Origin of the sequence: Mesorhizobium sp. M3A.F.Ca.ET.080.04.2.1, from assembly GCF_003952525.1 — a bacterium.
Lineage (GTDB): Bacteria > Pseudomonadota > Alphaproteobacteria > Rhizobiales > Rhizobiaceae > Mesorhizobium.
This window is the reverse complement of sequence record NZ_CP034451.1, coordinates 664516-676409: the sequence shown is the minus strand read 5'-3', so window position 1 is coordinate 676409 and position 11894 is coordinate 664516. Positions and strand designations below refer to the sequence as shown.

The 11894-nt window shown below is 62.6% G+C and carries 11 protein-coding genes and 2 tRNA genes; 7 read left to right on the top strand and 6 right to left on the bottom strand.

The genetic code is table 11. The features are described 5' to 3' along the window. Positions 1 to 114: 114 nt before the first annotated feature. Entirely contained in the window at positions 115 to 315 is a 201-nt protein-coding gene (locus EJ074_RS03160) for a DUF2905 domain-containing protein (protein WP_095807345.1), read from the bottom strand. Positions 316 to 532: 217 nt separating this feature from the next. On the opposite strand from EJ074_RS03160, the gene EJ074_RS03155 reads away from it, so the two are divergent. Continuing rightward, a complete protein-coding gene (locus tag EJ074_RS03155; RefSeq protein WP_095807346.1) occupies positions 533 to 844 on the top strand; it encodes a DUF3303 family protein in 312 nt (103 codons plus the stop codon). Between the two features lie 149 nt (positions 845 to 993). On the opposite strand, the gene EJ074_RS03150 is transcribed toward EJ074_RS03155, so the two are convergent. Further along, positions 994 to 1069, bottom strand: a tRNA-Thr gene (locus EJ074_RS03150). A 157-nt stretch (positions 1070 to 1226) separates the two neighbouring features. Between EJ074_RS03150 and EJ074_RS03145 the strand changes: the two genes are divergently transcribed. The 3 genes from EJ074_RS03145 (at position 1227) to EJ074_RS03135 (ending at position 2307) form a co-directional block, all read left to right on the top strand. Next, positions 1227 to 1394: a hypothetical protein gene (locus EJ074_RS03145; RefSeq protein WP_095807347.1), complete on the top strand. Its 168-nt coding sequence runs from the start codon at positions 1227 to 1229 to the stop codon at positions 1392 to 1394. A 185-nt stretch (positions 1395 to 1579) separates the two neighbouring features. Next, complete coding sequence (locus EJ074_RS03140) at positions 1580 to 1777, top strand: hypothetical protein (RefSeq protein ID WP_095807348.1); 198 nt, start codon at positions 1580 to 1582, stop codon at positions 1775 to 1777. Between the two features lie 209 nt (positions 1778 to 1986). Beyond that, positions 1987 to 2307 (top strand): BA14K family protein, encoded by a 321-nt coding sequence (locus EJ074_RS03135; RefSeq protein WP_095807349.1) that lies wholly within the window; start codon positions 1987 to 1989, stop codon positions 2305 to 2307. Positions 2308 to 2380: 73 nt separating this feature from the next. Here the strand turns inward: EJ074_RS03135 and EJ074_RS03130 are convergent, their stop codons facing one another. Next, the gene (locus EJ074_RS03130; RefSeq protein WP_095807350.1) at positions 2381 to 2638 is read right to left on the bottom strand and encodes a PepSY domain-containing protein; all 258 of its coding nucleotides are present in this window, start codon (positions 2636 to 2638) and stop codon (positions 2381 to 2383) included. A gap of 407 nt (positions 2639 to 3045) precedes the next feature. Here EJ074_RS03130 and EJ074_RS03125 point away from each other — a divergent pair, with 407 nt between their 5' ends. Beyond that, positions 3046 to 4860 (top strand): adenylate/guanylate cyclase domain-containing protein, encoded by a 1815-nt coding sequence (locus EJ074_RS03125; RefSeq protein WP_095807351.1) that lies wholly within the window; start codon positions 3046 to 3048, stop codon positions 4858 to 4860. Positions 4861 to 4949: 89 nt separating this feature from the next. Then, on the top strand, positions 4950 to 9272 hold the full coding sequence (locus tag EJ074_RS03120; protein ID WP_095807352.1) for a cytochrome P450: 4323 nt from the start codon (positions 4950 to 4952) through the stop codon (positions 9270 to 9272). Between the two features lie 107 nt (positions 9273 to 9379). Here EJ074_RS03120 and EJ074_RS03115 read toward each other — a convergent pair whose 3' ends face one another. After that, a complete protein-coding gene (locus EJ074_RS03115; protein WP_129553987.1) occupies positions 9380 to 10066 on the bottom strand; it encodes a Crp/Fnr family transcriptional regulator in 687 nt (228 codons plus the stop codon). Between the two features lie 574 nt (positions 10067 to 10640). Between EJ074_RS03115 and EJ074_RS29520 the strand changes: the two genes are divergently transcribed. Beyond that, on the top strand, positions 10641 to 10811 hold the full coding sequence (locus tag EJ074_RS29520; RefSeq protein ID WP_165349838.1) for a hypothetical protein: 171 nt from the start codon (positions 10641 to 10643) through the stop codon (positions 10809 to 10811). A gap of 80 nt (positions 10812 to 10891) precedes the next feature. Here the strand turns inward: EJ074_RS29520 and EJ074_RS03110 are convergent. Beyond that, positions 10892 to 10966 (bottom strand) — tRNA-Val (locus tag EJ074_RS03110). Between the two features lie 115 nt (positions 10967 to 11081). Next, positions 11082 to 11762 carry a phosphoglycolate phosphatase gene (locus tag EJ074_RS03105; RefSeq protein WP_095807354.1) on the bottom strand — a complete coding sequence of 227 codons (681 nt, stop codon included), beginning with the start codon at positions 11760 to 11762 and terminating at the stop codon, positions 11082 to 11084. Positions 11763 to 11894 lie beyond the last annotated feature (132 nt).

Below are 11894 nucleotides of genomic sequence, written 5' to 3'. Positions count from 1 at the left end.
TGCGCCCGGCGATGTAGTGGCACGCGATGGCGATCAGGCGACAGAATAGGATTTTGGCGGCGATCTTGGTGTGAGAAGATCAAGCGCGAGCAGAAGAACGGCGGCCGGACCGCCCTAACGATTGATCAGCCAAAGAATGGCCGAGAACCCGATGCTGATCAGTATTCCGGTGGTGATCGGAATGTAGAGTCTGAAGTTCTCACGTTCGATCACGATGTCGCCAGGCAGTCTGCCAAGTCCGGTCCGGGCCAACCATGGCCAGAGCAGCCCTATGGCAACTATGCTGAGACCAACGACGATCAGCGTTCGCGACATGGCAGCACCCTGCCAGAAATGGTGTCTTGTTGAAACACAGTTAGGACGGGCGCCGCGGCAGGGATCGAAGCCCGCGTGCATTTCAAACGTCGCGCAGATTCACCACTTTCGTATCCTGAGGCCTACCTCTATTGGAGGAGACTAGGAGACGATCCGAAGTTCGCCTCGGGAGCTACAATGCCGCTTGGGTTTTCGCGGTTACCCGAGGGAGGAGATCATGAAATACCTCGTGAATTGGAGCGAGCGGCCACAGGGATCGGCGATTGAATACGAGAATGTCCAAAAGCGGATCCTGAAAATCTTCCAGCACTGGGAAATACCCAGCGAGGTCAAGGTCCATGCCTTCGTGGCGCGAGTGGGCGAATGGGGCGGCAGCATGCTGCTCGAGGCAGATGATCCGCTGGTGGTTCACAAAATGTGTTCGACCTTCCCGGCATTCCAGTTCGACGTCCGTCAGGTCATCGACGTTCAGGACGCAGTCCGCGTCGAGATGGAAGCCATCAAATGGCGGGATGAACTTCCTTCATGAGCCGCCCCTGAGGCGGCCCACAGGCGCACGCCCCGCTCACTGCGCCGGCATCGCCGCGGAGTGCGAGGCGGCGCGGCGATCGACGGCCGAACGCTTGTCGGCGGACGCCGCTGCGTTCCACATTTGGCTCTGATTGAATCGTGTGCTGCTGGTGCCCCCGGCAGGGATCGAACCCGCGACCTTCGGTTTACAAAACCGCTGCTCTACCAGCTGAGCTACAAGGGCACGGCGCTCCGGTAGCACATTTCGTGCGCCAGTAAAGACAAAACTCCGCTTTCGGTTGCCGAAGGACCTCGCCCCGTGTCCGGGCCGGCATGCTGAAATGCGTCACTGGGCTTCCTACATCTCAAAAGAGGTGCAATCGCATCGAACGGGGTGTCGCATGATCAGGTTTGTCATCATCCTGCCGATCATCGTGGTGACGTGGCTTCTCCTGTTGAAGCTCATCAGCGATTTGAAGAAGGCCAATATCGACTGGACCGGCGTTGCCGTCATCATCGGGTTTATAACGCTGGCCTTCTGGCTGCGGCACGTCACCGGGATGGGGTGAGGGGAGCGACTAGGGAGCAGCGAATAGCGAAATAGCGAATAGGGAAGCGACAATTCGTGAATTGCACTTTTCCTGCTCGCTATTCGCTACTCCCTATTCGCTCAATTTCGAACCTTTTCCGGCTCCGCCACGACTGATCTCCCAGAGGCGAATGGTCGCCTCGATCAAGGATCCAGGAGATCGTCATGTTCAAGCGCACACTCACCTCAGGCCTCGTCGCCATATTCGTTGCATCCGGCGCGCTCGCCGGCACCGCGCAGTCGTCTTCGGCCCACGGCATGCATCATCACCACCATCATCACCACCACAAGCACCACAAGAAGCCTTGGTGGTGGTGGCATCATCACCATCGCCACCACGGCAAGGTGATCATCTTCCTTTGACGAACAGACCAATCGTCTCGAAAGGGCGGCTCCGGCCGCCCTTTCTTCGCCCGGCGGTAGAGCCGTGCTGTCGTCCCTCGACAAAACCGGGCGGCTTCTGCGGCCCTCGAAAAAAAGTTGCAAGGAAACTTCGAACCTTCTTCGCGGTCGCTGCGACAGATGATCAAGAGGCGGACGGATCGCCTCGGTCAACGAACCAGGAGATCATCATGTTCAAGCACACGCTCGTTTCCGGCCTCATCGCCACCACCGTCGCCGCCGGCTCGCTCGCCGGCACCGTCCAGCCTTCGGCTGCCCATGACCATCATCATCACCACCGCCGCGAGCTCGGCATCGGCATTGCCGCCGGCGTCGGCGGCTTCGTGCTCGGCAGCCTGCTGGCCCAGCAGCAGCCGCAGCCGGTGTATGTCGAGGAATACGGCGGTGGTTCCTGGCATGTGCGCCGCTGCCTAGCCCGCTACGCCAGCTACGATCCGGGCTCGGACACCTATATCGGCTACGACGGTTACCCGCACTACTGCCGGCTTTGACAGCGCCAGCGGTCCGGCATAGAAGAGGGGCTCGCACGAGCCCCTTTTCTGCCATCCGCATGCCAAATGGCCGCTACTTCGGCTCGCCGGTCATCGGGTCATAAGTGATCTCGACCTTGGCCTTGTCAGTCGTGTAATAAGTGACGGTGTAACCGTCGCTGCTCCAGTCGACCTCCTTTACATAGCGAAAGTCGCCGCGCTGCTCGACCTTGGCGATGATCTCGGAGAGCTTCTTGGCATCTTGCGGCGGCAACGCCTTCTCGTCGGCCGCCAAGGCAGATCCGCCGAACAGTAGACCCGTGATTCCGATTGCCAAAACAACAGTGCGCATGACGGCCCCTCATCTCGTGCTGGCATTGGTGCGGTAAGAAACTCGCATGCGACCCCGTTGGTTCCGCCAGCCGGCAGGCAGCGACTGCTCCAGGGTCGGTCTCGATGATGCGGAATCTCCGATTCGAGGAAGCGGGAATAGACAAATCTCAACCAGTCCAATACGTAACTATGCTTAAGTGAAGTAGTGGATCAGGTAACAATCAGCTAACCATGCATGCGGCCACGCACTGCGTTCCATTAGCGGATCGTGGTAGAGCTTTTTCCCGGACCCTGTTAGACTTCTGGACATAACAGGGTGGCAACGGCGCGCCGAGCCTGCCGGGGATCTCCGTCGGCAAATCGGCGAAGTGTTCAAGAGCGGAAGTCGCCTGTACTGGAGCAGAAGCAGGGACCGGGGGCTCGACCATGGCTGAACGGCACTATACCCGTCAGCTTGCGACAATCATTTCCATCGATGCCGTGGGGTTCTCACGCCTGATGGGCATCGACGATGAGCTGGCCGTCGCGGCTTTCGAGGAACGGCGCGACATCATTGCCGACAGCTGCGGCAGCTTTGGCGGCCGCACCTTCGGCGATGCCGGCGACAGCATCATGGCGGAGTTCGGCAGCCCGATCGAAGCCCTGCGGGCGGCGTTCGATTTCCAGGACCGGATCGTTGCGCTGAACGCCTCGGTCGCCGAGGAACTGCGCATGCCGTTTCGCGCCGGCATCAACACCGGCGACGTCATCGTCCGCGAAGGGCGCCTTTATGGCGACGATGTCAACATTGCCGCCCGGGTCCAGGAATTCGCTCCGCATGGCGGCCTCGCCATCTCCGAGACGACCTGGCACCACGTGAAGGACAAGACGGCCGCGGCGTTCACCGACCTTGGCGAGTTCAGGCTGAAGAACATAGCCCTGCCGGTGCGCGTGCTGATTGCCGGCCGCAGCGGCAGCAACGGTGCCACGGCGCCCGCGCCTCTGGCCGCAATCCCCTCGGCCTCGGGCAATCACAGGCCGGTTCCGATGGGACCGCCGGCGATAGCCGTGCTTCCGTTCCAGGGCGACGGCAGCGAGCCCGATGTCGGTTACATGGCGGACGGCATTGCCGAGGACATCATCTACGGCCTCTCCAACACGCGCTGGCTGTCGGTCATTGCGAAGGGTTCCAGCTTCCAGTTTCGCGACGACAGCCTTGGGACCAAGCTCATCGGCAACGCGCTCGGCGCCCGCTATCTGGTCGGTGGCTCGCTGTCGCGCAATGGCGGGCAGATCCGCCTCAACGCCTCGCTGGCCGACAGCTCGAACGGACGCCTCGTCTGGTCGCAGCGCTTCGACCGCGATCTCGTCGATATCTTCAATCTGCGCGACCAGATCGGCAGCGAGATCGTCTCCATCCTCGACAAGGAAGTCGACCGCGCCGAGCAGGTCAGGACCTTCCAGGTGCCGTGGGAAAGCCTCGAGACCTGGCAATTGGTACGGCGCGGCCGCTGGCATATGAACCGGCGCACCCGCGGCGATACCGAGATTGCGCTCGAGTTCTTCGACAAGGCCTACAAGGAAGATCCCAATTCCAGCGCCGTGCTGAACGAACTGGCCTGGTGGTATTTCTGGCGTGCGTGGCTGCGCTTCGGCGACAGCGACGACCTCGACAAGGTCGAGGCCTTCGCGCGCAAGGCGCTCCTGATGGACAGTCTCGATGCCCGCCCGCACGCCTATCTCGGCGCGGCCGACATCATGCGCGGACGGCCGGCATCGGCGGCCGAGCATCTTGCCGAAGCGATCCGCATCAATCCAAGCTTTGCCTTTGCCCGCTCGGCGATGGGCAGTGCCCGGCTGCTGCTCGGCGACCCCGCCGGTGCGATCCCGTACTTTCTCGACACCGAGCGCTTGAGCCCATTCGACCTCTACCGGTTCCACAATCTTGGCGAGTTGGCCGCCGCTTACTGCTTCGTGGAGGACTGGCCGGCTGCGATCGCGGTCGCCGACCGCTCGCTGAACCTGTCGCCAGGCTATTTTTACGCGCGCTTCCTGAAGATAGGCGCCCTGACAAGGAGCGGCCGCCGCGACGAAGCTGCGCGCGAGCTCGCCGTCTTTACCACCAGGCATCCGGATTTTTCCGAGCAGAGGATACGCTGGATCCCGTTCGTCGACGCGGCCAAGAATAACATCCTCATCGCAAATTTCGATCTCGCCAAGTCGGTCCCGAAACCTGTCGGAGCTGAACGAGAACGATTGTGAAAGGCTTCACATACGCCGGACCGACGCGAACCTAGGCCATAGGGTTGCCGGCATCGCAATGACGTGGACCGCCGGGGGCTCGAACGCGCATGATCAAGCTGAAATACTTCAAAGCCATCTTCGCAGCCCAGAAAGACAAGATCCAGCCGTCGGAGATGCCGCCGTTCGACATCAATCGGTTGCGCAAAACCGGCATATCGGCGCGCATTGCCAAGTTCATTCTCGAGGATCATCCGCGTCCGTTTCTGGCTTTCCTGCGACGCTTCTGGCCGAATTTTGCCCTGGGCAGGTTTCTTCTCGTCACCAAGGGTGTGGACGTTCGCGACATATTGGAGCGCGGCGACGAATTCGAAACGCCCTACGGACCGGAAATGACCGAACTGGGGGGATCGACCTTCATTCTCGGCATGCAGGATGGAGCTGCCTATCGGCAGATGAAGTCCGCGGTGCTGAGCGCCTTTCCGCCGGCTGTGGTCGAAGCCGTCGTCAGGCCGATCGCCGAGCGCCATGCGCGCGAGATCATGAGCCGCGCCGCCCCCGGTTTCGATGCTGTCGCGGAGCTGATGAAGATCGTGCCGGTGCGCATCTGCCGCGACTATTTCGGCCTTGATATCGACGACGAAACCGAATTCGCCGATTGGTCGATCGCGCTGAGCGCGCTGTTCTTTTCCGATCCTACCGCCGACCCCGCCACGCGCCAGCTTGCCGTCGTCGGTAGTGATCGCCTGATCAAGGTCATCGACCGTTCGATTGCCGCGATCAGGGGCAGGGCAGCGCCCGATAACCGGCCGCTGCCGCAGTTGGTCGAGTTTATGGACCAAGGCCGCCTGTCGCTGGCCGATGTCCATTCCATCATGCTCGGCATGGTGGCCGGATTTGTGCCGACCAACGTGCTTGCCGCCGGCAATTGCCTGGACGTGATCCTGTCGCGTTCGGATGCGCGACAGGCAGTTGACGCGGCCCTTGCCGAGAACGACACCGACAAACTCGACCGGGCGATCCTCGAGGCTATGCGCTTCAAGCCGATTTGGATCGGACCCTGGCGCTACACCAGGCGCGACGCGGTGATCGGCAAGGGCACGCGCCGGGAGCGGGTGGTCAGGGCTGGAACGGTGGTGATGCCGGCGACGCTTTCGGCCATGTTCGATCCTGAGATCGTGCAGAGGCCAAACGAGTTCGACATCTCGCGTCCGCATCGCGACTACATGGTGTTCGGCCACGGCATCCATCTGTGCATCGGTGCCGAGATCGCTCGAATCCAGATTGGCGAATGCGTGCGTGCCCTGTTCAGCAAGCCGAAGCTCAGCCGCGTCCGCGGCCGGGCCGGCAAGCTGGTCTATGTCGGCGCCTATCCGGCGAACCTCAAGGTCGATTTCGAACCGTCACCGCTCTGCCGCACGGTCGAACAGTCCATGGTCACGGTGGTCTGCCCGGTCACCGGGGCCGTTCCGCTGGACGCTGTGCGCGAAAAGGTCGCCGCTCTTGGCAATCCGGCAGCCAAGCTGTTGCGCGACGCGCTCGACGACGTCGGCACCATCCATTTCACCAGCCTTGCCGTTGCCGATACCGGCAAGAACGAGGCTTCGGACCACGAGACCGGAGCCCTTGTCCTGGAAATTTCGGGCGACGGCAGCAGCGACGACGTCATCGCTGACTTGACGAAAGCCATCGGAACTCATCTGCGGCCGATCTTCAGGGGCGCATGCGGCCTGTCCGACGGTGGCGCGCTGGAGGATTTCCTGCGCAAATATAGTGTCGAGATCTCGCCATCCTTTGGCAGCGCGGCCGGTCTGGTGTTTTCGGGAACGCCTGGCCACTCGGTCCAGCGCATCAAGGCCGAGCAGGAGCTTTTCGAAGCCGTCCGAGGTATCGTCGAGCAGCCGCGACGGGGCACCGGAAACGCGCCCGCGGTGCTGGCCGAAGCGCGTCGCCATGTCCAGGAGCTGGGAACATTCGCCTGGGCCTTCGAGCCAGCCGAGAGCCTGCTGGAAAAGCCGCGCGGCCGCTTGCGAGACGCGTTGAAGGCGACGTTGTTTGCTCCGCCGGTCCTTGTGAGCCTCGTGGCCGCGTGGCTCGCCGGCGCCTGGATGACCTATGCCAAAGTGTTCGACCCAGTGGGCGGGTTCACCTTCCGCAACCTTTGGATCGCCGGCACCTCGCTGTTGTTGAGCGCGCTCGGGATCCTGTTTTGCGCCGTGCTGTTGCTGGGGCTGTGCTTCTGGCTGTTGCGGCGCCGCGAGGACAAGGATCGCCCGCAAAGCGTCTCGATCGGGATTGGGGCGCTGGACAGGATCCTGGCCAACGAGGATCACGCAGCGCAGAACCACCTGACGGCGATCTCGACGATGAAGCCCGGTCTCCTGCGGCGGCTCGCGCTCAGGCTTACTTTCTACCTGATCTCGATCGCGGCGCGCAAAGTGTTCAAGCCGGGCTTTCTCAACACCATCAACACGATCCATTTCGCGCGCTGGATCCTGCTGCCGGGCACAAACCGGCTGATGTTCTTTTCCAACTACGGCGGCAGCTGGGAAAGCTATCTGGAGGACTTCATCGCCAAGGCCTCCGCCGGCCTGACCGGCGTGTGGAGCAACACGGAAGGCTATCCGCGCACCCGCTGGCTGTTCCTGGATGGTGCGCGCGATGGCGACCGGTTCAAGCGCTGGGCGCGACGCCAGCAGGTGCCGACCCTGTTCTGGTATTCCGCCTATCCTCATCTCAACACAGCGCGCATCCGCATCAATTCAGGGATCCGGCGCGGCCTTGCTTCCGCCATAGGCAACCAGGCGCGCGACTGGCTGAGCCTGTTCGGTTCGCTGCCGCGTCCGGCAACCGAAAAGACCGCCGTTCAAAAGACCACCTCGCTGCTGGCCAATGTCAGTTCGGCCTTCCCCCTCCCGCTCGAGCAGCAACTGGAGACCGGCGAGATCCAATCCATTTTCTTCGGCCCGTTCGGCGCGCTCGGCAAAGGACATATGCTGGCAATTCAGGTGCCGGACCATCTGCAGGCGGCAAGCCGCAGGGCGTGGCTGGACTTCGTCCTGGCACGGACGAGCTTCGGCGACAGCGTGCCGGTCGAGCGGGCCATGATCGTGGCCTTCGGTCCTGATGGGCTCAGGCGCCTGGGCCTGCGGGGCGGGGTCGACAACGATCCGCTCGAAACCTTCCCCGTCGCCTTCCGGCACGGCATGGGCAATCCGGAACGCAGCCGCATTCTCGACGATTCCGGCGCCGATGCACCGGACAAATGGGAATGGGGTTCGCTCGACAGGCCCATCGACGCGGTCGTCGTCTGCTACGCCAGAACGCCCGAGCGACTTCAGGCCGAAGTTGCCGCCGTGACCGAAGCAACGGTCAGCGCGGGGATGAAAATAGCCGCCGAATTGCCACTCGCCGTAAATCGCAAGCCGGAAGCGGACGGCGACAAGTCAGCGCGTGCCGCAAAGCAGGATGACGCCGCAAAAGGAGCCGGCAGGCAGCAACGCGAGCGGGCCTACGAGCATTTCGGCTTTGTCGACGGAATCTCGCAGCCGATCATCCGCGGCACCGCGCGCGCCAACAAGGGTGCCGCATCCATGCATCTCGTCGCACCGGGGGAGTTCCTGTTCGGCTATCGTGACGAGCACGGTTTCTATCCGTCATCGCCCTCCGTCGCCGCGGCGCAGGACCGGACCGGGATCCTCTCGCAGGTGCGCCGCAGCCGTCACATTCCAGGCCTGCCGCCACCGCCGCGCGATTTCGGCCGCAACGGCTCATTCCTCGTCGTGCGCCAGTTCGAGCAGCACGTCGACCGCTTCCAGGACTACTGCAAGGAGGCCGCCGTACGGGCCGCACGCGACACCGGCAACGCGGCCGTCACGCAAGACTGGGTCGCCGCCAAGATGCTCGGCCGCTGGCAGAACGGCAGCTCGCTGACGCGCAATCCCGACCGCCCGGGACGCGCGGTGGACAATGACTTCGCCCTCGGCGCCGAGGATCCGCAGGGCCATCATTGTCCTCTCGGCGCCCATATTCGCCGTTCCAACCCGCGCGATTCGCTGGGAGAGGACCGCGAGACGCAGATCCAGATCGGCAAGCGTCACCGCATCCTCCGGGTCGGCCGCACCTACGAGAAAAAGAAGAAAGGCGGGAAAGTCGAGAAAGGCCTGCTGTTCATGTGCCTCAACGCCGATATCGAGCGGCAGTACGAGTTCATCCAGCAGACCTGGGTGTCGCAGACCTCGTTCCAGGGTCTGGTGGCCGAGAAGGACCCGATGATCGGCACGCAGGGCAGCGCCAATGGCCGTTTCACCATTCCTGCCTGGGAAAAAGTGACGGTGCTGGAGAAGATGCCGCAATTCGTCACCACCAAGGGCGGCGGCTATTTCTTCATGCCAAGCCGCTCGGCGCTGCGCTACCTGATCTCGCGGCTCTGATTTGGGAGCGGGTGCATCCGGGTCGCGCAAAACTGTGCAGCGGTTTTGCGAGACGGACAAAGCATAAAACCTAAGGCGCGTCGGACTCTTTTCAGCGCGACGTGCTTCTAGTCGTCATCCTGCGATTCCGCGATCTGGTTCAGAGCACCGGCGTTGGTGATGCGCAGTCCGCCGCGCTTGATCGCGATCATCTGCCGGTTGCGCCAGTCGTTCAGCGTCTTGTTGACCGATTCTCGCGTCGCACCGAGAAACTCTCCGAGCTCGGACTGGGAAATCGGAATCCAGCCTGCCGGATCGGCCATGACGCTGCTCAGGAACACCAAACGTTTGGCAAGCCTGGCTTCGATGCCGAAGAAAGCCTGGTCGCCCAACTCGCCGCTGACCCAACGCAGCCGCGCGCAGAGCAGCTCGATCATCGCGCGCGCAAGCGGCGGATTTTTCTCGATACGATCGAAGAGTTGCGATCGGCTTAGCGAGACCAGCTCGCAAGCGGTGAGGCAGATCGCCGTTGCCGTTCGCGGGCGTCCGTCCAGCGCTCCGATCTCGCCGACCAGGCTCCGCGACAACTCGATATTGGCCACCAGTTTCTGGCCGCCAGGCGAATAGATCGAGATCTCGACGGTGCCGTTCATCACGCCGTAGATGCGGTCGGATGCGTCCTCCTGCACGAACAGGTGCTGGCCGGCCGCGTAACGCTCCACCTTGCATCCGGCGAACAGCAGATCAAAATGGCGCGGATCGATCCGCGCTAGGCGCGGTAAGTCGGCCCTATCATCCCCGTCGGTCATGGGCATCACGCGATTCCGCCTTTTGTCGAGCGGAAATTGTAGGATAAGTGCGTGTTCGATCAAAGCCTCGTCTCCTTCGTGGTTGCTACAGCAACGCGGACGGCCTCTGTCGAAGTGCGGGCGCCAGACGTATGCTGCAGGCATCAACTAGCCGGCAAAGTTCCTGCAGTAAGGAGACCGGGGCGCGCTGGCGGCCACGAACCGATCTTCGAAACGCCGCCTGCGCGCGTGGTGGGAGGAACCGACGCGCGCAGACCGCAAATCTGAAATGGCTTGGTGATCCAAATTTCTTGCTGGGGACGACCCCACGCTCACAGCCCGGAATTCGACCTGTGCATCGAAGCAAGAGGATCAGCGCCACCCGGCCAACTGTTTGCCGCGAAATGCGACCAGCGTATGTGAAGGCGCTCACAGAAGCGTCACCCTCACGGCAGGAAGCTGGAATCTATCGAGGCCGGCAGGCTATGGGTGCTTCGCGCGACAGTCCCGCATCAGGCCGATTGCAGAATTCGAAAAAGCGCTTTATGGAGCGCTCGGCCGATTGAGGGCGGCTTTCCATCGTATTCCACAAGGTTGCCCCATGCCCGATAACTTCGCGCGCGTCGTCGCTTTCCTTGCCGTTGTGCTGGCCCTGCTGTGCGCCGGGTTCCACTTTCACAACGGCAACGTCATTGCCACGCTCTACTTCATGACCGGGTCCATCCTGGTCACGGCCGTGACGCATCTGAACGTGCGCAGAGGGCTGATCTGAGCGGCCGCTGGGCGCCGGTTTCCGCCACCTTGTTGTCGAAAGGCTCACCTGGGGCTCATCCAACCCGACCGCGAGTTGGATGGTGGGCGATGCAGGGATTGAACCTGCGACCCCACCCGTGTGAAGGGTGTGCTCTCCCGCTGAGCTAATCGCCCGCTCGTTGCCCGAAGGCCAAGCGAGCCGCGATATAAGGGAGGCGGGTGCGTGAAGTCAAGGCGATGTGCCGACGATCTCGCAGCTATCGAATGTCACGCGCACCGGCCTTGCGGCTCAGTCCGCTGCGGCGATCAGCCGTTCCGCGAGTTGGGGCGTCAGCGTGTCGAAATGCGAGATCACCAGCGTGGGCTCGAACTCGCGCACGTGGCGATCCGTATAGCCGAAGTCGACCGCCACCACCGGAATGCCGGCTGCCTTGGCGGTGTCGATATCCGTCTGCGAATCGCCGACCATCAGCGCTTTTTCCGGATCGCCGCCGGCCAGCCTGATCGTCTCGGTGAGATGGCGCGGATCGGGCTTGCGGAAGGCGAACGTATCCTGGCCGCAGATCGCGGCGAAGTAATCTTCCAGACCAAGCGCGCCGATCAGCGCGACGGAGTTCGCTTCGTATTTGTTGGTGCACACCGCCATCAGGTAGCCGGCCGCCTTGAAACGCTGGAGGGCCGCGACGACGCCGGGGTAGGGGCGTGACTTGCCGGGAATGTTGAGCGTGTAGTGGTCGAGGAAAAGCTTCAGCAGCCGATCATGCTCTTCGGCCACCAGCGACTTGTTCTGTGCGGCATGCGCGCGCTCGATCATGACGCGGCCGCCATGGCCGACGAAACGTCTGAAGCCGGCTTCGTCGACGGCGGTGAGTTCGCCGGCGGTCAGGCTGTGGTTGAGGCTGTCGAGCAGGTCCGGCGCAGTGTCCACCAGCGTCCCGTCGAGGTCGAAGATGATGATCGGTCGGGTCATGGCCAGTCCTGCGCGATTGAGTTGAGGCAGCCGATACAGGGTGGGCCAGTTCCAGGCAAGCCGGCTCGATCGGTCCACAGGCTGAGCCTTTGACGCGGCAGGCAAAGATGCTAGGAGGCGCGCGAAACCAGC